This is a genomic window from uncultured Roseovarius sp., assembly GCF_913057115.1.
In the GTDB taxonomy this organism is placed as follows: Bacteria; Pseudomonadota; Alphaproteobacteria; order Rhodobacterales; family Rhodobacteraceae; genus Roseovarius.
The window spans coordinates 1-22034 of record NZ_CAJXNN010000011.1 but is presented as its reverse complement, the minus strand read 5'-3'; the positions used below and the strand labels follow the sequence as shown (position 1 = coordinate 22034).

At 61.5% G+C, this 22034-nt stretch carries 20 protein-coding genes; 6 read left to right on the top strand and 14 right to left on the bottom strand.

Features of this window, described 5'->3' with window-relative positions; genetic code table 11:
- Positions 1 to 46: 46 nt before the first annotated feature.
- The 4 genes from QZ498_RS06650 to uvrA all read left to right on the top strand — a co-directional run bounded on the left by QZ498_RS06650 (position 47) and on the right by uvrA (position 5901).
- Positions 47 to 631 carry a DUF924 family protein gene (locus QZ498_RS06650; RefSeq protein WP_294621006.1) on the top strand — a complete coding sequence of 195 codons (585 nt, stop codon included), beginning with the start codon at positions 47 to 49 and terminating at the stop codon, positions 629 to 631.
- 235 nt (positions 632 to 866) lie between these two features.
- A complete protein-coding gene (lpdA, locus tag QZ498_RS06645) occupies positions 867 to 2261 on the top strand; it encodes a dihydrolipoyl dehydrogenase (protein WP_294621095.1) in 1395 nt (464 codons plus the stop codon).
- A 129-nt stretch (positions 2262 to 2390) separates the two neighbouring features.
- Positions 2391 to 2948, top strand: coding sequence for a methyltransferase (locus tag QZ498_RS06640; protein WP_294621004.1), 558 nt, complete (start codon positions 2391 to 2393; stop codon positions 2946 to 2948).
- Between the two features lie 94 nt (positions 2949 to 3042).
- Positions 3043 to 5901, top strand: a complete 2859-nt coding sequence (gene uvrA / locus QZ498_RS06635) for an excinuclease ABC subunit UvrA (RefSeq protein WP_294621002.1) — start codon at positions 3043 to 3045, stop codon at positions 5899 to 5901.
- A gap of 3 nt (positions 5902 to 5904) precedes the next feature.
- On the opposite strand, the gene QZ498_RS06630 is transcribed toward uvrA, so the two are convergent.
- The 14 genes from QZ498_RS06630 to QZ498_RS06565 all read right to left on the bottom strand — a co-directional run bounded on the left by QZ498_RS06630 (position 5905) and on the right by QZ498_RS06565 (position 20004).
- Positions 5905 to 7575, bottom strand: a complete 1671-nt coding sequence (locus QZ498_RS06630) for a glycosyltransferase family 4 protein (RefSeq protein WP_294621001.1) — start codon at positions 7573 to 7575, stop codon at positions 5905 to 5907.
- The gene (locus QZ498_RS06625; protein WP_294620999.1) at positions 7568 to 8374 is read right to left on the bottom strand and encodes a hypothetical protein; all 807 of its coding nucleotides are present in this window, start codon (positions 8372 to 8374) and stop codon (positions 7568 to 7570) included. The genes QZ498_RS06630 and QZ498_RS06625 overlap by 8 nt, the downstream gene beginning before the upstream one ends.
- A 139-nt stretch (positions 8375 to 8513) precedes the next feature.
- Positions 8514 to 8717, bottom strand: coding sequence for a DUF2892 domain-containing protein (locus QZ498_RS06620; protein WP_294620998.1), 204 nt, complete (start codon positions 8715 to 8717; stop codon positions 8514 to 8516).
- Between the two features lie 115 nt (positions 8718 to 8832).
- Complete coding sequence (locus QZ498_RS06615) at positions 8833 to 9486, bottom strand: Crp/Fnr family transcriptional regulator (protein ID WP_294620996.1); 654 nt, start codon at positions 9484 to 9486, stop codon at positions 8833 to 8835.
- Positions 9483 to 10358 (bottom strand): 3-hydroxyisobutyrate dehydrogenase, encoded by an 876-nt coding sequence (gene mmsB, locus QZ498_RS06610; RefSeq protein WP_294620995.1) that lies wholly within the window; start codon positions 10356 to 10358, stop codon positions 9483 to 9485. Before mmsB ends, QZ498_RS06615 begins: the two co-directional genes overlap by 4 nt.
- A gap of 3 nt (positions 10359 to 10361) precedes the next feature.
- Positions 10362 to 11405 carry an enoyl-CoA hydratase/isomerase family protein gene (locus QZ498_RS06605; protein ID WP_294620994.1) on the bottom strand — a complete coding sequence of 348 codons (1044 nt, stop codon included), beginning with the start codon at positions 11403 to 11405 and terminating at the stop codon, positions 10362 to 10364.
- On the bottom strand, positions 11402 to 12547 hold the full coding sequence (locus QZ498_RS06600; protein WP_294620993.1) for an acyl-CoA dehydrogenase family protein: 1146 nt from the start codon (positions 12545 to 12547) through the stop codon (positions 11402 to 11404). Before QZ498_RS06600 ends, QZ498_RS06605 begins: the two co-directional genes overlap by 4 nt.
- Positions 12548 to 12738: 191 nt before the next feature.
- A complete protein-coding gene (locus QZ498_RS06595) occupies positions 12739 to 13485 on the bottom strand; it encodes an ABC transporter ATP-binding protein (protein ID WP_294620991.1) in 747 nt (248 codons plus the stop codon).
- Positions 13486 to 13588: 103 nt separating this feature from the next.
- On the bottom strand, positions 13589 to 14374 hold the full coding sequence (locus QZ498_RS06590) for an ABC transporter permease (protein WP_294620989.1): 786 nt from the start codon (positions 14372 to 14374) through the stop codon (positions 13589 to 13591).
- Complete coding sequence (alr, locus tag QZ498_RS06585) at positions 14371 to 15408, bottom strand: alanine racemase (protein ID WP_294620987.1); 1038 nt, start codon at positions 15406 to 15408, stop codon at positions 14371 to 14373. The genes QZ498_RS06590 and alr overlap by 4 nt, the downstream gene beginning before the upstream one ends.
- A 70-nt stretch (positions 15409 to 15478) precedes the next feature.
- Positions 15479 to 16972, bottom strand: coding sequence for a replicative DNA helicase (locus tag QZ498_RS06580; protein ID WP_294620985.1), 1494 nt, complete (start codon positions 16970 to 16972; stop codon positions 15479 to 15481).
- Positions 16973 to 17195: 223 nt separating this feature from the next.
- Complete coding sequence (locus tag QZ498_RS06575; RefSeq protein WP_294620983.1) at positions 17196 to 17870, bottom strand: orotate phosphoribosyltransferase; 675 nt, start codon at positions 17868 to 17870, stop codon at positions 17196 to 17198.
- A 77-nt stretch (positions 17871 to 17947) separates the two neighbouring features.
- Positions 17948 to 18985: a dihydroorotase gene (gene pyrC / locus QZ498_RS06570; RefSeq protein ID WP_294620981.1), complete on the bottom strand. Its 1038-nt coding sequence runs from the start codon at positions 18983 to 18985 to the stop codon at positions 17948 to 17950.
- Between the two features lie 56 nt (positions 18986 to 19041).
- On the bottom strand, positions 19042 to 20004 hold the full coding sequence (locus QZ498_RS06565) for a phosphoadenosine phosphosulfate reductase (RefSeq protein ID WP_294620980.1): 963 nt from the start codon (positions 20002 to 20004) through the stop codon (positions 19042 to 19044).
- Between the two features lie 191 nt (positions 20005 to 20195).
- On the opposite strand from QZ498_RS06565, the gene QZ498_RS06560 reads away from it, so the two are divergent.
- The gene (locus tag QZ498_RS06560; RefSeq protein ID WP_294620979.1) at positions 20196 to 21104 is read left to right on the top strand and encodes a MoxR family ATPase; all 909 of its coding nucleotides are present in this window, start codon (positions 20196 to 20198) and stop codon (positions 21102 to 21104) included.
- A gap of 58 nt (positions 21105 to 21162) precedes the next feature.
- Positions 21163 to 22034: VWA domain-containing protein (locus QZ498_RS06555; RefSeq protein ID WP_294620977.1), on the top strand; the 872-nt coding region annotated here is incomplete at its 3' end.

Here is a 22034-nt window from a genome sequence, read left to right as displayed (position 1 = left end):
TTAAGTAACAGTTTTGCTACGCGCATGGGCGAATGAGGAGAGACCTATGATCGCGCCTGAAGATGTACTGAGTTTCTGGTTGGACGAGATCGGCCCAAAGGGTTGGTACGATGTCTCGGAGGAATTGGATGCGACCATTCGCGAGCGGTTCATGGCCGCTTGGCAGAATGCGCAGGATGGGGCCTATAGCCTGTGGCTGACCTACCCCAGCGGCACCTTGGCCTATATCATCCTGATGGACCAGTTCCCGCGCAACATGTTCCGGGGCGAAGGGCGTGCCTTTTCCACGGATCGGCCCGCGCTGGCGGCGGCGAAGGCGGCGATCAACCGCAAATGGGACCTGCGGATTGACGAGCCCGCGCGACAGTTTTTCTACCTGCCGCTGATGCATTCGGAAAACCTTTGCGATCAGGAGCAATGCGTGCGCCTGATTTGTGAGCGGATGCCGGAGAGCGGCGAGAGCAACCTGCTTCATGCAAGGGCGCATCGCGAGGTGATCCGCCTGTTTGGGCGCTTTCCTTACCGAAATGCGGCGCTTGAGCGGCACTCGACAGGGGCGGAAACGGACTATGTTGCCAAGGGTGGATATGGAGAGACACTGCGGCAATTGCAGGAGGTCAAGGCGGCCTGAGCCACGTGTCTGGCTCCGACAGGATGATGCGCATCCACGCCCCTATGGTTTTCATTTCTTGCAGCGCCCCCGGAGTCGGGGGCGTTTTGCGTTTGAGTGCGTTTAAGAAAATCCTGCGTTATCCCAAGGGGTTGCATGGAGGGTATGGGGCAATTGGTGGCAGGCGCGCTTTGCTGCGTTGTTATGATTTGCCAGATAGTTTAATGTCAAACTAAATTTTTGGACGGAGGCCATGATGGCATCGAAGAGCTTTGACATGATCGTGATTGGTGCGGGGCCAGGGGGCTATGTGGCCGCCATCCGGGGCGCGCAACTGGGTCTGAGCGTGGCCGTGGTGGAGCGCGAACACATGGGCGGGATTTGCCTGAACTGGGGCTGTATCCCCACCAAGGCGATGCTGCGATCCTCGGAAGTGTTCCACCTGATGCACCGCGCCAAGGAGTTCGGCCTGAAGGCCGAGGGCGTGGATTACGATCTGGACGCGGTTGTCAAACGCTCGCGGTCTGTGGCCAAGCAGTTGAATTCCGGCGTTGGTCACTTGCTGAAGAAGAACAAGGTTACCGCCATCATGGGCGAGGCGACGATCCCGGCCAAGGGCAAGGTGAGCGTCAAGACCGAGAAGGGCACCGAGGAACTGGAGGCCAAGCATATCGTGCTGGCCACCGGTGCGCGGGCGCGTGAATTGCCGGGGCTGGAGGCCGATGGCGAACGGGTCTGGACCTACAAGCACGCGCTGGTGCCGCCGCATATGCCCAAGAAGCTACTGGTCATCGGGTCGGGTGCGATCGGGATCGAATTCGCCAGCTTCTATAATACCTTGGGGGCGGAAACGACCGTGGTCGAGGTGATGGACCGTATCCTGCCGGTGGAAGATGCCGAGATTTCCGGCATGGCCAAGAAGGCCTTTGAAAAGCAGAAAATGAAGATCATGGAAAAAGCCATGGTCAAGCAGTTGGACCGTGGCAAGGACAAGGTGACCGCCCATATCGAAGTGGGTGGCAAGGTGGAAAAGCACGACTTCGACAGCGTGATTTCGGCCGTGGGCATCGTGGGCAATACCGAAGGGCTGGGCCTTGAGGATTTGGGCGTCAAGGTGGACCGCAGCCATGTGGTGACCGACGAATTCTGTCGCACCGGTGTTGATGGCGTTTATGCCATCGGCGATGTGGCAGGCGCGCCGTGGTTGGCGCATAAGGCCAGCCATGAAGGTGTCATGGTCGCCGAGATGATCGCGGGTGGGCATCCGCACCCGGTGAAGCCCGAAAGCATTGCCGGTTGCACCTATTGCCATCCGCAGGTGGCCAGCGTGGGCCTGACCGAAGCGCAGGCGAAAGAGGCGGGGCACAAGATCAAGGTGGGCCGTTTCCCCTTCATCGGCAACGGCAAGGCGATTGCGCTTGGTGAGCCCGAGGGCATGATCAAGACGGTCTTTGACGAGAAGACCGGCGAACTTCTGGGCGCGCATATGATCGGGGCCGAGGTTACGGAATTGATTCAGGGCTATGTTGTCGGCCGCCAGTTGGAGACCACGGAAGAGGACCTGATGAGTGCCGTCTTCCCGCACCCGACGCTGAGCGAGATGATGCATGAAAGCGTGCTGGATGCCTTTGACCGGGTGATCCATATTTGAGCGCGGGTGATGGGGGCGCTGCCCCCGATGTTGAAAATCGTTGATTTTCAACACCTCCCCCGGGATATTTATAAACAGAAGAAGGGGTGGGTTGGTCCTGCCCCTTTTTGATGCGCGCTTGGAGGGCTTATGGGCAGTGTGAACCGGATTGTGATGCAGCGGACCTCAAGGCGGTGGCTGGAGGCATTGCCATTGTCGCAGATGGCGGCGGCGGAGATTTCCGGCAAGCACGGGCAGCGCTATGAGTTCAAAAGCTATGAGCGGTTCCGGTTTCCCAAGTATGACATTTGCGCGGGGCCTTTCGAGGATGCGGACGGGCAGCTGCGCAAGTTTGACATTATTCTGGCCAATCAGGTGTGGGAGCATCTGGACCGGCCTTATGCCGCGACGAAAAACGTGCGCAATATGCTGCGCAAGGGCGGGTATTTCTGGGTCGCGGTGCCGTTTTTCATCCCCTATCACGGCGCGCCGGTGGATTGTTCGCGCTGGTCGGCGCGGGGGTTGAAGAACCTGTTGATCGAAGCAGGCTTCGAGGCCGACAAGATCAAATCGCGCCAGTGGGGCAACCGGATGGCGGCGCTGCGCAATTTCGAGGAGCCCTGGCCGCCGGAGTATGACCGCGAGCGTGATGACCTTGAGAATGACCCGGATTTTCCGATCTGTGCCTGGGCCTTGGCGGAGAAATAGACGCGATTCATCATGTTCGCGCTATGTTCGCATTTTCGACTTGGACGACTCGGATGCATCGCCTATCTGTTAACCACCGTTGACGGGGGACCAGATGGCCGAGTTGAAGAACATCGAAGTGCGCGGGGCGCGGGAGCATAACCTCAAGGGGATCGACGTTGATATCCCGCGCAATGAATTGGTGGTGATCACCGGGCTGTCGGGCTCGGGCAAATCCTCGTTGGCGTTTGACACGATCTATGCCGAGGGGCAGCGGCGCTATGTCGAGAGCCTCAGTGCCTATGCGCGGCAGTTTCTGGACATGATGGAAAAGCCGGATGTGGACCACATCAGCGGCCTTTCCCCTGCGATTTCCATTGAGCAGAAGACTACCAGCAAGAACCCCCGGTCGACCGTTGGCACGGTGACCGAGATTTACGACTATATGCGGCTGCTTTTTGCCCGGGTCGGCACGCCCTATAGCCCGGCAACCGGCAAGCCCATCGAGGCCCAGCAGGTTCAGGATATGGTGGACCGGGTGATGGCGATGGAGGAGGGCACGCGGGCCTATCTGTTGGCCCCCATCGTGCGCGACCGCAAGGGCGAATACCGCAAGGAGATGCTGGAGCTGCGCAAGCAGGGGTTTCAGCGGGTCAAGGTGGACGGGGCCTTCCACGATCTGGACGAGCCGCCGGTGCTGGACAAAAAATACCGCCATGACATTGACGTGGTGGTGGACCGGATTGTTGTGAAAGAGGGGTTGGAAACCCGTCTGGCCGATAGTTTCCGTACCGCTTTGGATTTGGCCGATGGGATTGCCATTCTGGAAACCGCGCCGAAAGAGGGCGACCCGGAGCGGCATACGTTTTCGGAGAATTTCGCCTGTCCGGTGAGTGGTTTCACCATTCCAGAGATCGAGCCGCGCTTGTTTTCCTTCAACGCGCCTTTCGGGGCCTGCCCCGAATGTGATGGCTTGGGCGCGGAGTTGTTTTTTGATGAACAACTGGTGGTGCCGGATGCCACGCTGAAGGTGAGCGACGGGGCGATTGCGCCGTGGCGGAAGGGGAAAAGCCCCTATTTCCTGCAAACCATCGAGGCGATCGCCAAGCATTACGAATTTGACCGCAACGCGCGGTGGAAAGACCTGCCCAAGCATGTGCAGCAAGTGTTTTTGTATGGCTCGGGCGATGAGGAAATCCAGTTCCGTTATGATGAGGGCGGGCGGGTTTATCAAGTCAGCCGCAGCTTCGAGGGGGTCATTCCCAACATGGAGCGGCGCTATCGCGAGACCGATAGCAACTGGATTCGGGAAGAGTTTGAGCGCTATCAGAACAACCGGCCCTGCGGGGCCTGCGGCGGCTATCGCCTGCGTGAGGAGGCCTTGGCGGTGAAGATCGCGGGCCTGCACGTGGGGCAAGTGGTGCAGATGTCGATCCGGGAAGCCTATGAATGGTGCGCAGGCGTGCCCGAGGCCCTGACCAAGCAGAAGAATGAGATTGCCACGGCGATTTTGAAGGAAATCCGCGAGCGACTGGGGTTCTTGAACAACGTTGGGCTGGAATACCTGACCCTGAGCCGCAATGCCGGGACGCTGTCGGGCGGCGAAAGCCAGCGGATCAGGTTGGCGAGCCAGATTGGCAGCGGGTTGACCGGGGTTTTGTATGTGCTGGATGAGCCGTCGATTGGGTTGCACCAGCGGGATAACGGGCGGTTGCTGACCACGCTGCAAAACCTGCGCGATCAGGGCAATACGGTGATCGTGGTGGAGCATGACGAGGAGGCTATTCGCACCGCCGATTATGTCTTTGACATTGGTCCCGGGGCCGGGGTGCATGGGGGCCAAGTGGTGAGCCACGGCACGCCCGAGGCGGTGGCCAATGATGCCAATTCGGTGACCGGGCAGTATCTTTCCGGTGTGCGCGAGATTGCCGTTCCGGCGACGCGGCGGAAGGGCAACAAGAAGAAGCTGAGCGTGGTGAAGGCCACGGGCAATAACCTGAAAAACGTTACCGCCGACTTCCCGCTGGGCAAGTTTGTTTGTGTGACGGGGGTGTCGGGCGGCGGCAAATCCACCCTGACGATTGAAACCCTGTTCAAAACGGCCAGTATGCGCCTCAATGGGGCGCGGCAGACGCCTGCGCCTTGTGAAACGATCAAGGGGTTGGAGCATCTGGACAAGGTGATCGACATCGACCAGCGGCCGATCGGGCGCACGCCGCGATCAAACCCGGCGACCTATACCGGGGCCTTTACGCCGATCCGTGATTGGTTTGCCGGTTTGCCCGAGGCCAAGGCGCGGGGGTACAAGCCGGGCCGGTTTTCCTTCAACGTGAAGGGCGGGCGGTGCGAGGCCTGTCAGGGTGATGGGGTCATCAAGATCGAGATGCATTTCCTGCCTGATGTCTATGTCACCTGCGAGACATGTCAGGGCGCGCGGTACAATCGCGAAACACTGGAAATTCAGTGGAAAGGCAAGAGCATAGCCGACGTTCTTGATATGACGGTTGAAGACGCGCAGGAGTTTTTCAAGGCGGTGCCGAGCATCCGCGAGAAGATGGATGCGCTGTGCCGTGTGGGCCTTGGATATATCAAGGTGGGTCAGCAGGCGACGACGCTTTCGGGCGGTGAGGCGCAGCGGGTGAAGCTCTCGAAGGAATTGGCGAAACGTTCGACTGGGCGGACGCTATATATTCTGGATGAGCCGACGACGGGGCTGCATTTCGAGGATGTGAAGAAACTTCTGGAAGTGCTGCATGAGTTGGTGGAGGCGGGGAACACGGTCGTGGTGATCGAACATAACCTCGACGTGGTGAAAACCGCCGATCATATCATCGACATTGGCCCGGAAGGCGGCGATGGCGGTGGTGAGATCGTCGCCAACGGCACGCCTGAGGAGGTGGCCGAGGTGGGGCGGAGCCATACCGGGCGGTATCTCAAGGAGATGCTGAGCCCCAAGAAAGTCGCGGCGGAATAGGGGTTATCCGGGGTTCTTCACCTCGATGAGCCCGTATTTCAGGAAAAAGAGCCAAGCGCGTTCGACCGTCAGCGGATTGAGGTTGAGGGCTTGGGCCACGGCCTGTGCATCGGTGCCGGTGTCGCCTGCGGCTTGAATTGCGTCCAAGACCCGGTGAAGGGTGTCTGGCTTTTCGAACATCTGTCCGATTTTGACGTGCCGGCGGGCGGTCAGGATTTGGCTGAGTGCTGTGCCATTCCCGGTTGCCACTGCCCAACAGACGCCGGGATTGGCGATCTTGGTTGGATAGCTTTGAAACAGGTCGGTGGGCGCGGGGGCCATGGGCATGGGGCGCGGAGCCTGTTGCGTTGCCTTGGCATGGGCGCGGCGCATGGCGGATTGTTCGGACCAGAGGTCTTGCATCCGCGGGATGATATTGGCCCAGTCGTAGACGTCCAGCGCGCGTTTTTGCCCGGCCTTGCCCATGGCCTTGCGCTTGGTCTTGTCCTTTGCCAGCGTCACGATGGCCTCGGTCAGGGCGGGTAGGTTGATTTCGGTCATGGCCGAGAGGTTGTTGCCGTATTGCGCATAAGACAGGCCACCGTGGTGGTAGCGCCACGCTTCGGGTCGGGTATGGCGGGGGCCAACCGTTTGGGTGGGGATGCGGATGCCCACGTCTTCGGTCACCGTGTCGCGCATGCCGTCCCAGTCGGAGGTGATGACGGGCAGACCGGCGGCCATGGCCTCGATCGGGGCGAGGCCGAAGGTTTCCTGGATATTGTCGATGGGGAAGGTGAAGATATCCGCGCCCGAAAGGGTCTCGGACCGCGCCGTGGCATCGGCCCCGTCGAGGTGGGTGTAGCTGACCGAGGGCATGAGGGCCTTGGCGCTGTCCTCGAAGGCCTTTTGCGAGTAGTCATCGGCGTAGATGCCGCAAGCCAGAAAATGCAGGCGTTTGCCCTTGGGCAGTTGCGCCTGTGCGCGTTCCAAGGCGATGAACAGCGGGGCGGGGTCGAATTTTCCGTAGGGCAGGAGGCGCGAGAGGGTGGCGACGACGATGTCGTCGGCTTTCCAGTTCATACGCTTGCGCAGGCGCGCACGGGCCTTGGCGTCATGGGCGAAGTCATCGCAGTTGATACCCAAGGGGATCACGGGCATGAGGGGGCGTGGGGGGACTTGGCCAAAGCGTTGGCGCAGGTGTTCATCGGCCAGTTCGATGTTGCGCAGAGTGGCGGTATGCACGGCCTTGGAGGTGCAGATCACCGCATCCCAAGGCGCTTGCGGTGCGGCGCGCAGATCGTGAAAGCCCTGCATCACGGCTTGGGTCGCGGTGGTGTGGGTCACGCCGCAAATGGAATAGGCCGCCATGCCGAAATGCTGCCGCTTCCAACATTCGGCGGCGTAATTGGGCGCGGGAAAGTAGAGCGTTTCCACCGGGGCCATCTTGAGCGGTGCGCCAATCAGGGCGGCACGGTGCGGGATGTCGCGTGTGGTGGCGGATTTCAGGTGCTTCGCAAAGCCTTCGGCCCCCTTTGACCCATGCGAGAGCGAGACGAATTCAGCCACATCGGCGTGGCGAAAAAAGCCCTTGAGGAAGGAGGCCCCGGCGACGCGGCGGCCATTCATGCCTTTTGCGTCGGGGTCATAACCGTCGTCGGCGTACCAGATGGCAGCGTTGCGGGCGTGATCAGCCATGGCGGGTCATCCAGAGCCAAGGGGTGGGGCCAGCGCGCCATTCCCACAGGGCGATGGCGCGGTCCAGATCGCTGAGCCGGTCCATCCATGCGGGCAGGGTGCTGCTGTCGGTGGCGCGGCCAAGGCGGGTGATTTGGTGGGTCATTTCGAAGCGCTTTGCGATGCGGTCCGAGAGGCCGGGGATCATGCAATCGTGGCATTCCACAAGGATATCGGCATGGGCAAGGCCGGGGGCCGTGTTGAGGTCCAAAAGCGCGTCTTCGGCACCTTCGATATCGCAGATCACGAGGGTCTCTTGATCCTTGCAGATGTCGAAATCGGCGTGGTCCATCAGCCCGCCCACCTCAACCCGGTCGGCCACATCGTTGGCCTTGGCAAGGGCGGCGCAGCTTTCCTGTGCCTTGGGGTTTTCATCGCGGGCCATGATGCGGGTGTCGGCCATTCGGGTGGCAAGGCCCACTGCGTAGTAGCCTTCGGCGCTGCCCAGGTCGATGACAAGCGGGTAGGCGCGGGCGATGACCTCTTCGATCACGGGGGCAAGCGTGACCTCGTAACAGCCCAAGATACGGGCGATACGCGCGCCCTCGGTGGCGCGGGTGGCGTAGCGCATACCCTTGAAAGGGCCCGTTTGCACGGCATCGCCATCGGTTTGAAGAAGGGTGTTTTCCAGAAGGTGCGCGCGCCATTTGGCAAGGTGGCGCAGGGCGTTTTCCAATGCTTGTGGCGAGGGATCGCCCGCCAGCATTTTCTGGACATCCTGTGTGACGGCTTTGGTCAGCCGGGATGGGCCTTGTGCCATGTGTTTTTGCCTGCTCGGTTTGTTTTAACCCGTTTTAGGCAAGATACCCGGCGGTATGAGGCCCTCAAAGCGGCAATTTCGCGGCCTTGCGATTGTGCGCGAGGGTGCGGCGCGGGGGGCACATGGCCCCCCGGCGGAGCTATTTCTTCATTGGGCAGGTGTTGAGGCCCAGAATGGAGTAGAGCGGGCAACTGCTCATCAAGCCGGTGGCGAGCGGGATGATCCCGATCAGGTAAAGCCAGCTATAGGACCCTGAGGGGTTGAGTGCGAAGGCGACCAAAAGGGCCGCGCCCACGACGATGCGAAGGATACGGTCGAGATTGCCGACATTTTTCTTGAACATGTGAAACTCCTGTTCCCTGGAAAGCCCGCTGTGGGGCGTGGTGATGGGACAGAGTATTCAATGATTCTTCGCCCCGCGTCTGTGACGTGGTCACACAAGAACAGATAATCGTCGTTCAGGAGGCGTCTTTCGCCAATTCGGCCAGTGTTTTGGCGTCGTTGATATGCACAACCCCACGTTCCAGCCGCAAGATGCCGCGCCGGGCCAGCGCATCAAGGCGGCGCGAGACCACTTCACGCGCGGAGCCGATCATGGTGGCGATTTCGGCATGGGTGGCAGTGAGGCTGTTGCCTTCGGCGCGGTCCAGCAGGCAGCGGGCGAGGCGGGATTCCACGCGTTCAAAGGCCACGCGTTCCAGCAGGTGCATCATGGATTGCATGCGGGTGGCGAAGGCGCGGAAAACAAAGCCGCGAAAGGCGTCGGAATGATCCATCAGGTCGAGGAACATATCGCGCGGGATAAGGACGAGGCGGCAATCGGTCCGCGTGATCGCCTCGCCCGAGTAGTCCTCGCCGCCCATGAGGCCAAGGGTGGATTGGATGCAGCTTTGGCCGGGTTCAACGGCATAGAGCAGGATTTCACGGCCTGAGGGGCCGGTGAGAAAGACGTCAACGCGCCCCTTGAGGACCACGACAAAGCCCTTGACCGCATCGCCGGGGTGAAAGAGCGCGGTGCCCTTGGGGGCGTCGAAGGGGGTGAGTTGCGCAAGCCGATCCTTGGCCGCTGCTTCGAGCGGCGGCAGGGAAGTGGCTTGCGCGACCCATGTCATGCACTGTGGCCGCGTTTTTCAAACCGCGGCAGCATGGCCGAGAAATCGCGGCCTTTGCCGTCTTCGTCTTCGACGAATTGGGCGTAAAGGCGCATGGCCGCTTCGCCCAAGGGCGTGTCGGCATCAGCGGACTGCGCGGCCTCTTGCGCCAAGCGCAGGTCCTTGAGCATCAGGTCGGCGGCAAAGCCCGGTTGATAATCGTTGTCTGCGGGACTTTGCGGGCCAACGCCCGGCGCGGGGCAGTAGGTGTTCATCGACCAGCTTGAGCCGGAGGAGGTGGAGACCACATCGAACATCGCTTGCCGATCAAGGCCCAGCTTGTCGGCCAGCGCGAAAGCCTCGCAGGTGACGATCATGGTGGCGCCGAGGATCATGTTGTTGCAGATCTTGGCGGCCTGTCCGTTGCCGGAGGGGCCGCAGTGCACGGCTTTTTGGCCCATGATATCGAAGAGTTCCTTGGCCGTGGCAAAGCCCGCCTCGTCGCCGCCCACCATGAAGGTGAGCGTGCCGCCCTGTGCGCCGCCAACGCCGCCCGAGACGGGCGCATCAAGTGCGGAAAGTCCTGCCGATTGTGCCTGCTCAGCCACGGCGCGGGCGCTGTCCACGTCGACGGTGGAGCAATCGAGAAGCACCGAGCCAGCCTCCATCGCGGGGATCACCTCATCTGCGACTTTGCGCAGGATTTGGCCGTTGGGCAGCATGGTGATCACCACCTGCGCGCCAGTCGCGGCCTCGGCGGCACTTGCCGCGAGTGGCACACCTTCGATGCTGACCTCGGCCATGTCAAAGCCCGTCACCTCATGGCCCGCCTTGGCCAGATTGGCGGCCATCGGCCCGCCCATGTTGCCCAATCCGATGAACCCGATTTTCATGGCTTATCCTTCCTTGTCGAATGAAAGTGCGTCTTGCCCCAAGGGCATCAACATCTGAGTTGCGGCGAGCGAGGGCGGATCGTCAAGCCCGTGCTGCCATTTCGGCGCGCGGTCCTTGTCGATCACGGCGGCGCGGATGCCTTCGAGAAAATCGCCTTTTTCCATGGCGCGGAAGGTGAAGCGATATTCCAGATCGAGCGCGCGGCGGATATCGGCGGCGGGGCCGCGCAGGCGGTGAATCATTTCCACGGCACAGGCCATCGACAGGGGCGAGTTGCGCGACATGGCCTTGAGTGTGTCATCGGCAAAATCGCTGTCCTCAGTGCGCAGGGAGTTGAGGATGTCGATGAGGCCGTCACCGGCAAAATGGGCGTTGATACGCGCGTGCTTGCCTTCAAGCGGGCTGTCGGGCGGGGTTTGGGCGGCCTTGGCAATCGCCGTCACATCGCCGGAGCTTTCCAATTCGGCGATGAGGGCGGGCCAGTCTTCGCCCGGGATGTAACTATCTGCAAAACCGGCATAAATCGCGTCGCCCGCGGTCATCCGGGCCGCCGTTGTGCCAAGGTATTCCCCCACGCGCCCCGGCGCGCGGGCCAAGATGAGCGAGCCGCCCACATCCGGCACGAGACCGATGCCGACCTCGGGCATGGCGATCTGGCTCGTCTCACAGACGATGCGATGCGAGCCGTGGCAGGAAATGCCAACGCCGCCGCCCATGGTAAAGCCCTGCATGAAGGCGACATAGGGTTTGGGGTATTCGGCGATCTTGGCGTTGAGGCGGTATTCATCGCGCCAGAATTTTTGCCCAAAGGCGTAATCCCCGGCGCGGCCGGTCTCGTAAAGCTTTTGGATGTCGCCCCCGGCGCAGAAGGCTTTCTCGCCTTCCGCGTCGATCACCACCAGATCAACGGCGTCATCCGTCGCCCATGCATCCAGCGCCGCTTCGATGTCAAGCGCCATGTCGTAGCTGAGCGCGTTGAGGGCCTTGGGGCGCGTGAGGGTAATGCGCCCCGCGCGGCCCGTGATGCGGATGTCGATATCGCTCATTTGTGTTCTGCCAGCAGTTGGCGGGCGACGATCAGGCGCATGATCTCGTTGGTGCCTTCGAGGATCTCATGCACGCGCAGATCGCGGACCAGTTTTTCGATGCCGTAGTCGGCCAAGTAGCCATAGCCGCCATGCAATTGCAGGCATTGGTTGACGATTTTTGATCCTGCTTCGGTGACGAACTTCTTGGCCATGGCGCAGAACTTGGTGGCATCGGGGGCGCCTTGATCCAGCTTCCACGCCGCTTGGCGCAGGAAGGTGCGGGCGGCTTGCAGTTCAATCTCCATTTCCGCAAGGCGGAATTGCAGGGCTTGGAACTGGTCAATGGGTTTGCCGAAGGCTTTGCGTTCGGACATGTATTGGATGGTCATGTTGAGCGCTTGTTGTGCTGCGCCAAGGCTACAGGCGGAGATGTTCAAACGGCCGCCATCTAGGCCCGCCATCGCATATGTGAAGCCTTTACCCTCTTCGCCCAGCAAATTATCGGCGGAAATGTTGCAATTGTCGAATTGCACTTGGGCGGTGGGTTGGCTGCGCCAGCCCATCTTGTCCTCTAGCCCCCCAAAGCTAAGCCCTGGGGTGCCGTCTTCTACATAAACGGTGGAAATGCCCTTGGGGCCATCTTCGCCGGTGCGGACCATGACAACGTAGGCGTCGGAGTATCCGCCGCCCGAGATGAAGGCCTTGGTGCCGTTGAGCGTGTAACCTTCGTTGGTGCGTTCGGCGCGGGTTTTGAGTGCTGAGGCGTCCGAGCCTGACCCCGGTTCGGTCAGGCAGTAGGAGAGCACGGTTTCCATGGTCAGGGCCTTGGGCAGTACCCGCGCTTTCATCTCATCGCTGCCGAAGGTGTCGATCATCTTGGCGCACATGTTGTGGATCGAGAGAAACGCCGCGACCGAGGGGCAGGCCATCGAAAGCGCCTCGAAAATCAGGGTCGAGTCGAGCCGCGAGAGGCCCGAGCCGCCGGAGTCTTCGCTGACGTATATTCCGCCTAGGCCCAGTTCGGCGATCTGCGGCCAAAGCTCTTTCGGGATGGTGCCCTCGCGCTCCCATTTCTGGGCATGGGGGGCGATATTGTCCTGCCCGAAGGCGTGGGCCATGTCGAAAATGGCGGTTTGCTCTTCACTCAAGCCGAAATCCATCTGCGTCTCCTCCCGGCGGCATGTAATTGAACGCGTGTTTAATTAGCAATCATTGCAGCAATGTTGCAAGTGGCCGTGGTGAGAAGGGTAGCGGGGTTGCATGGGATGGAAAACCGCAAGATTGCGAGACTTGGGGCGGCGTCGACATCTTGCAAAGATTTCGGACCGTTTTCTTTGCAAGAAAACGCGGCTCAGCGGACCGCTTCGATCGGGCCTTCGGCGCGGCCGTGGATGAACTGATCGAGGTAGGGATCGCCCGAGTTGTCCATGTCGCCTACGGCGCCGGTCCATTGTATGACGCCATCGTGCAGCATCGCCACGTTGTCGGCAATCGCGCGCACGCTGGTCATGTCGTGGGTAATGGTCATGGCGGTGGCGCCCATTTCGACGACGATCTCGCGAATGAGGTCGTTGATCACGCCCGACATGATCGGGTCGAGCCCGGTGGTGGGTTCATCGAAAAAGATGATTTCGGGCTCGGCGGCGATGGCACGGGCGAGGCCGACGCGCTTTTGCATGCCGCCCGACAGTTCGGCGGGGAATTTATCGGCCTGTTCGGGAGTGAGGCCGACGCGGCGCAGCTTTTCGATGGCAATCTCGCGGGCCTCGTCCTTGGGGCGTTTGAGCGAGCCGCGCAGTAGGCGGAAGGCGACGTTTTGCCAGACGGGCAGCGAATCAAACAGCGCCCCGCCCTGGAAGAGCATGCCGAAGCGGGCGAGGAAGGCATCGCGGTCGCCCTTGGTGACGTCCTTGCCATCCAGCGTGATCTCACCGCTGTCAGGGTGGATCAGACCAAGGATGCATTTCAGCGCCACCGATTTGCCAGTGCCCGAGCCGCCGATAATGACCATGGAGGTACCGGTTTCGATCTTCAGGTTGACCCCTTGAAGAACCCGGTTGTTACCAAAGGCTTTGTGGACGTCTTTGAGCTCGATCATGGGTGAGGCTCCGCTTGGCAAGCCGCTGGGGCGCTGCCCCAGACCCCGGGATATTCAGGGCCAGAAGAAGGGCGGGGCTTTCGGGATATGGCGAGGGCCTGTGTCATGCCGAGAAGAAGAGTTCGGTGAGCAGGTAGTTGGAGGCGAGGATCAGCACGCTGGCGGCGACCACGGCGGCCTTGGTGGCGCGGCCCACGCCCTGCGCGCCGCGGCCTGAGTGCATGCCGAAATAGCACCCCATGAGCGCCACGATGAAGCCGAAGGCTGCGCCCTTGATCAGGCCCGAAACCACGTCCCATGCCTCAAGGAAATCAATTGTATTGTGCAGGTAGGTGCCCGCGCCGAAATCAAGCCGCCCGACGCCCACCAGAAAGCCGCCCATGATGCCGATCACGTCGCCCACGCCGACCAGAACCGGCACGGCCAGCGTGGCCGCCAGAACGCGCGGTAGGGTGAGGTATTTCATCGGGTTCGTGGAGAGGGTGGTCAGCGCGTCGATCTGTTCGGTCACTTTCATCGTGCCGATTTCGGCGGCGATGGAGGAAGCCACGCGCGCCGCCACCATGAGGCCGCCCAGCACCGGCCCAAGCTCACGCGTGAGGCCGATGGCGACGATGGAGGGCACCACGGTTTCGGCATTGAACCGCGACCCGCCCGCGTAGATTTGCAAGGCCAGCGCCCCGCCCGTGAAGAGCGCCGTCATGCCCACGACGGGAAGCGAGAGCCAGCCGATCTGGATCAGGGCATGGCCAAACTCGCGCGCATAGAAGGGCGGGCGGAACAGATGGCTGACGGTATCGGTGGCAAAAAGCGTCACGCGCCCGATCATGGCGAGCGCCGACAGCACATTGCGGCCAAGGGCGGCCAGTAGGTGCAAGATCCAGTTCATCCGCCAAGATACCTGCGGCTGTACCGGTCCCCCAAGGAGGTCAGGATTTCATAGCCGATGGTGCCGGCGTTATCGGCCAGCGTGTCGATGGTGTTATGCCGGCCCAGAAGTTCGAGCGATTTGGGGTCATGGCCAAGGTCGGTTACATCGACACCGATCAGGTCCATGGATATGCGGCCCACGACCGGGCATTTCACCCCCTCGGCCCAAAGATGCGTCTTGGGCCCCATCGCGCGAATGATGCCATCGGCATAGCCCGCGCTGATGGTTGCCACCCGCATCGGGCGGGTGGAGGTGAAGCTGTTGCCGTAGCCGACGGTTTCGCCGGGGATCAGGTCGCGGCATTGAATGACGGGGATGTCCAGCGTGACGACAGGCTGGGCATCGGCAAAGGGCAAGCCACCATAAAGACCGATGCCCGGACGCGCGAGATCGAAATGATACTCGGGGCCCATGAGGATGCCGCCGGTATTGGCAAAGGACAGCGGCACACCGGTCTCGGCGGTCATGGCCTGGAAAGCACCCAATTGATGGGCGTTCATCTCGTGTTCCGGCTCATCGGCGCAGGCAAGGTGCGACATGATCAAGGCCGGGCTCTGTTCCAAGGCCACATCGCGCATGGCGGCCCATTCGCCGGGCTCCATGCCAAGGCGGTTCATGCCGGAATCAAGCTGTACCCCGAAGGCATGGCCCGGCAGGGCCTCGACATGGCGGATCATCTGGTCGATGGAATTGATCATCGGGACCAGATCGCAATCGCCGATCATATCGGCATCGCCCGCCATATGGCCGGAAAAGACGTTGATGGTGGGGCCGGGGCCAAGTTCGGCGCGCAGGGCCGCGCCTTCCTCGGCCATGGCGACAAAGAATGTGCGCACCCCTTCGCGGGCCAAGGCGCGCGCCACCTTGGCGGCGCCAAGCCCGTAGGCATTGGCCTTGACGACGCCGGCGGTTTCGCCGGTCATCACGGCATCCAAAGCGCGCCAATTGGCGCGGATCGCGTCAAGGTCGATGGTCAGGGTCGCGGTGCTCATGGGAGTGGGTTTTGACAGGATGCACGAGGGGGTCAAGTGAAAAGGCGGCCCGCCGGGGCCTGCCCGTGCCTCAGAAGTCCTGATCGCCGCCTTGTTGCCACGGTTGAACGAGGTTGCCGAAGCGGGTGAACTGGCCTTCGAAGCTGAGCTCGACACTGCCGATCGGGCCGTGCCGTTGCTTGCCGATGATCACCTCGGCCTTGCCGTGCAGGCGCTCCATCCGTTCTTGCCACGCGGCCATTTCCTCCAGCCGGTCGTCGGAGGGTTTTTCGCGTTCGACGTAGTATTCCTCGCGGAAGACGAACATCACCACGTCGGCGTCCTGTTCGATCGAGCCGGATTCGCGCAGGTCCGAAAGCTGTGGGCGCTTGTCGTCGCGGCTTTCCACTTGGCGCGAGAGCTGCGACAGGGCGATCACCGGGATATCAAGTTCCTTGGCGATGGCCTTGAGGCCTTGGGTGATTTCGGAAATCTCGTTGACGCGGCTGTCCTTGGCGCTGGCGGCGCGGACAAGCTGAAGGTAGTCGACCATCAGCACGTCCAAGCCATGTGTCCGCTTCAGGCGGCGCGCCCGCGCGGCCAGTTGGCTGATCGGCAAGGCGGGGGTGTCGTCGATGTAAAGCGGGCAGGATTCCAAGGTTTTGGCGGCATCCACGAAGCGGCGGAACTCGGCCTCGGTCATGTCGCCACGGCGGATTTGTTCCGACGGCACTTCGGAGGCTTCCGACAGTACCCGGGCCGCCAGCTGCTCGGCGCTCATCTCAAGGCTGTAAAAGCCCACGACGCCACCTTCGATGGCACCCTCGGTGCCGTCGGGCAGGGCGCCGCGCTTGTATGCCTTGGCGATATTGAAGGCGATGTTCGTGGCCAGGGAGGTTTTGCCCATCGACGGCCGTCCGGCCAGAATAAGAAGGTCTGATTTGTGCAGTCCGCCCAGCTTGCGGTCCATGTCCGCCAGCCCGGTCGAAATCCCGGCCAGCCCGCCATCCCGCTGATAGGCGGCGTTGGCCACGTTCACCGCGTCGGTGACCGCACGCAGGAAACTCTGGAAACCCGATTCGGCCTGTCCCTGTTCGGAGAGCTTGTAGAGCTTCTGTTCGGCCTCGACAATTTGATCCTTGGGCTCGCTATCCACATCGGCCTGCAAGGCCTTGCCCGCGATATCATGGCCAAGGGCGATCAATTCGCGCCGTACGGCCATATCGTGAATCATCTGCGCGTAATCGCGCACGGCAAAAGCCGAGATCGCCGCACCGGCCAGCCGCGCCAGATAGGCCGGACCGCCCAGTTCCTTAAGGCCTTCGTCCTCTTCCAGAAAGGCCTTTAGGGTCACGGGCGAGGCAAGGTTGCCCTTGGCGATACGCGCAACGGCGGTTTCGTAGATGCGTTGGTGAACAGGGTCGTAGAAATGATGCGGCTGGATGATCGAGGCGACGCGGTCATAGACATCGTTATTGGTCAGAAGCGCGCCCAGAAGCTGCTGTTCGGCCTCGATGGAATGGGGCATGGTTTCGGCGTCCTGCACCTGCGCGCCGGTGGCATTGAAACTTGCAACTTCGTTCATTTTGTCCCCCCATTTTCCGCGATTGAATGGTCATACGGTGGCGCGTGGGATGCGCCAAGTAGAACAAACCTGTGGACGACCCTGTGGATAAGGTAACACACATGATCTGGTGGTTCACAGCCTGATTTTTGGCTCATGTTGCGGATTTCAGGCGGTGCAATTCACGTTGCGTGACCTCAAAGCCGCAATTTAACTTTTTCCGAGCTGATTTTGCGCGGCAGTTTCAGCTGCGCGCCGCCTGCCATGAGCGGGGATCGTTGAGGAACGATTCGACGCCATCGAGGGTGGCGGCGTCAAAGCTGCCTTGCGCGCGGGCCTCGGCCAGAACGTCCCACCATGTGCAGAGGTGATGCAGGGTGACGCCGTGATCGCCAAGGGTTTTCTCGGTCTCGGGGAAGATGCCGTAGTAGAAGATCACCGCCGTGTGGGCGCAGCTGGCGCCGGTGTCGCGGATGGCGTCCACAAAGCTGATTTTCGAGCCGCCATCGGTGGTCAGATCCTCGACCAAAAGCACGCGCTGCCCTTCGCTCATCGCGCCTTCGATCCGGGCGTTGCGACCGTAACCCTTGGGTTTCTTGCGCACGTAGGTCATGGGCAGGGCCATGCGTTCGGCCACAAGCGCGGCAAAGGGGATGCCCGCAGTTTCACCACCGGCAACGTTGTCGAAGGCCTCAAGCCCTGCGTTGCGCATCACGGTGACGGCCAGAAAATCCATCAGGGTCGCGCGGATGCGCGGGAAGCTGATGAGCTTGCGGCAGTCGATATAGGTGGGCGAGGGCAGGCCGGAGGCCAGGGTAAACGGCTCATCGGCGTTGAAATGCACCGCCTCGATTTCCAGCAGCATGCGCGCGGTGAGGCGGGCGATTTCATCTTGTGCGGGGTAGGCGGTGGGGATCATCGGGTTTGTCCTTTTGCGGCCGGCGAGCCAGAGATTTCATGCCTCCGGCGGGGATATTTTGGAACAGAAGAAGGGGCTTAGCTAACCTGCCAGTGCAGGGGGAAGCCCGGATCGAAGACGGTGACGGGGCCATCTTCGGTCATGATGTGGTCGGGGTAGGTGACAGCCTCGCCCTTGGTCAGCGTGATGGTGTCATCGCTTTCGGGCAGGCCATAGAAGGCCGGGCCGTGGCGCGAGGTGAACCCTTCGAGCTTATCGAGTGCGCCTTCCTCCTCGAACACATGCGCAAGAATGGACAGCGTGTTGGTGGCGGTGAAACAGCCCGCGCAGCCACAAGCGCTTTCCTTGTTGGCGTCGGTATGGGGGGCGCTGTCGGTGCCGAGGAAGAATCGTTTGTCGCCGCTGGTGGCGGCGGCGCGCAGGGCAAGGCGGTGCTCCTCGCGTTTGGCCACGGGCAGGCAGTAGTAATGCGGCTTGATCCCACCGACGAGGATATGGTTGCGATTGATCACCAGGTGATGGGTGGTGATCGTGGCACCAAGGTCGGTGTCGTTGGATTTGACATAGTCCACCCCGTCGCGGGTGGTGATATGTTCCATGATCACACGAAGGCCCGGCGTGGCCCGGCGGATGGGGTCAAGCACCCGGTCGATGAAGACGGCCTCGCGGTCGAAGATGTCGATCTCGGCGTCGGTCACTTCCCCATGCACGCAGAGCGGGCAGCCGATCTCGGCCATTTTTTCCAGCACGCCGCGCACCTTGTCGAAATCGCGCACGCCGCTGGCCGAATTGGTGGTGGCCCCGGCAGGATAGAGTTTGACGGCGGTTATCAGCCCCTCGCCATGGGCGGCGGCCAGATCCTGCGGGTCGGTATCTTCGGTGAGGTATAGCGTCATCAGCGGGGTGAAACCGCTGCCCTCGGGGCGGGCGGCGATGATCCGGTCGCGGTAGGCGCGGGCATCAGCGGCGGTGACCACCGGGGGCACGAGGTTGGGCATGATGATCGCGCGGGCAAAGTGCCGCGTGGTTTCGGGCAGGACGGCCCGCAGCATGGCCCCGTCACGCAGGTGAAGGTGCCAATCGTCGGGGCGTTTGAGAGTCAGGCTTTGTGTCATGGCCAAGGGCTTTACACAATCGCGCGGGTCCGCGCCAGATGCCCCGTTGCCTCAAATCACCCGAATTCGCGCTTGGGCATGTCGATGCCGCGCGCCTCGGCCTTGTCATAGGCGAAGCGCAGCGACTTGCGAAAGCGCGGCCCGGGAGAGTTTCGCAGCACCCATTGGGCCCAACGCGCATTGAGATAGAGCCGCTCATCGCGTTCCAGCCGCAGCAAGACCCGTTTGAGATAGGGCACATGCTTGCGGCGCGCACGGAACAGTTTGGACAGGTTGGCGTCATTGAGTTTGCCGGAACTCATTTGCGCGATGATCCTCAGGAGAAGCGACATGTCCATCAGGCTCTTTTCCATATTTGCGCCCAGATGGCGCATCCGGTATTTCGTCACGTTGGGCCGGGTGAACAAAGCGGCATGCATCGCATCAAGCCGAATGTCGGGATCATAAAGCACGAAGGCCGCTTCGGCGGCATCCAGCATATCGGGCGCATACCCATAGCGCTGCGCAAACGATGTGCGGCGCATATGCAGGAACCGGTCATCCCATTCGGCGACTCGCGGATCGAGCGTGGCCTGCGGTTGAACCGACAAGACGCGCGCGCCGGGGGAGGCGACCGAAAAGGCCGCAGCAGCATAGCCCGCCGCGCCTGCCCCGTAGAAAAGGACTTGATCGAAACCTTCGAAGAAGCCGTCATCAATCAGCCGATCGAAAAAGCCAAAGACCCGCGGATCGCGAAACCAAGTATCGCCGTCGCTGACCATGGCCATATGCGACCACCCGAGCGCCTTGGCCAAGTGCCAGCCCACCGGCTGACCGCTGCCCGAAAGGGACTGCACCTGATCCAGCGACTCGAAGGTGACCAGAAGGATCGGCTTGCCAGCCACGAAGGCGGCCAAGTGTTTGGCCCCCAGGTACTCGACGAATCCGTTTTCGAGAATCTGGTCATCGACCTTGTCGATCCACTCGGCCCAGTTCAGGCCGGATAACGGCGTGTCGAAGATGTTCGGGCTGTCCTGCATCCTGTAAAGGTCCTCAATGCATTCTCAACGCTTGGCGCGTTCTTTGCGTTGAGAGCTACGCGTCAACTTGGGCGAAATTTGGGAGAATCCAAGAGGTTTTAGGGTTGCGACAAAGGTCGCAGTGCGGGCCTTGCGCCCTTGACCCCGCGCAATCCCCCATGCAGTTCTTCTTCGGGCAAGGGAGGGATGCCATGACACTGCCGACAACGATTGACGAGGTGCAAGGCCTTTTGTCCGACGAGGGCTACGTCTGTGGCCGTGATCTGGGGACGGTGGTGTTCTTGTCGCTGACGCTGGGGCGGCCCTTGTTTCTGGAAGGCGAGGCCGGTGTCGGCAAGACCGAGATTGCCAAGTCCCTGTCGGCGGCCTTGGGTCGGCGGTTGATCCGGCTGCAATGCTACGAAGGGCTGGATTCGGCTTCGGCCGTTTATGAATGGAATTTCGCCGAACAGATGATCGCCATCCGGACCGCTGAGGCCGCGGGCGGCGTGGACCGCGGTCATCTCAAGGATGAGCTTTTTTCCGACGAGTACCTGATCGAACGCCCGCTTTTGCAGGCCATGCGCCCGCAGGCGGGTGGCGCGCCGGTCCTGTTGATCGACGAATTGGACCGCACAGATGAACCGTTTGAAGCCTTCCTATTGGAAGCATTGAGCGATTTTCAGGTGACCATCCCCGAGCTTGGCACCGTCAAGGCGCCGGAGCCGCCCATCGTGATCGTCACCTCGAACCGCACGCGGGAGGTACATGACGCCCTCAAGCGCCGCTGCCTCTATCATTGGGTGGATTACCCCAGTTTTGACCGTGAGATCGAGATCCTGCAATCCCGCGCGCCCGAGGCCGCCGAGAGCCTCAGCCGCGAGGTTGTCGCCTTCGTTCAACGATTGCGCACCGAGGATCTGTTCAAGAAACCCGGCGTGGCGGAAACCATCGACTGGGCCAAGTGCCTGTTGGCGCTGGATGTGATTTCGCTTTCCCCCGAAGTCATCGCCGACACGTTGGGCGCGATCCTCAAGTATCAGGACGATATCCAGCAGATCCAAGGCTCCGAGGCCAAGCGTATTCTGGACGAAGCCAAGGCCAGTCTGGAGCCGGCATGATGCTTCATCTTTCTCGAAATACTCCGGGGGTTTGGGGGCTGGCCCCCAAAGAGGGCTGATGGTTGAACTGCCTGATCTTGAGCTACCCGATAACCCCAAGCTCACCCATAACATCACCCATTTCGCCCGCGCCTTGCGCAAGGCGGGGTTGCCCATCGGCACGGGCCGGGTGATTGATGCCATCCGCGCGGTCGAGGCGGCGGGCTTCACCTCGAAGGCGGATTTTTTCTATACGCTGCGGGCCTGCTTTGTCTCCAAGCCCGAACATGCCGTGGTTTTCGCGCAGGTCTTTCGCCTTTATTGGCGCGACCCGCGGTATATGGAGCATATGATGGCCATGATGCTGCCCGCCATTCGCGGCGTGCAGGAGGAGCGCGTGGCCCAATCCGCCGAAAAGCGCGCGGCGGAGGCGCTGTTGGACGGGGTGGAGCCGGAGATCCCCGAATTCGCCGATCAGCCCGAGGAAGAATCTGTCATCGAGATCGACGCCTCGGCCACCATGTCCACCGAGGAACGCCTGCGCACCCTTGATTTCGAACAGATGTCGACCGAGGAGGTGGCACAGGCCAAGCGGATGCTGGCGCGGTTGCGCCTGCCGGTGAAACCCTTTGCCTCGCGCCGGGGGATGGCCGATGCGCGTGGGGCGCGTTTGGATGCCCGTGCCACCCTGCGCGCGGCTTTGCGGCGGGGGGGTGAGATGCGGCGCATTCATCGGCAAAAGCCGCGCCCGCGTTGGCCCAATCTGGTGGTGATCTGCGATATCTCTGGCTCTATGAGCCAATACAGCCGCATGGTGCTGCATTTCTTGCATGCGGTTGCCAATGAGAAGGGCGCGGGTTGGGCCAAGGTGCACGCCTTCACCTTTGGCACGCGGTTGACCAATATCACCCGCCATCTGGCGACTCGCGACGTAGACACCGCGCTGGCCGC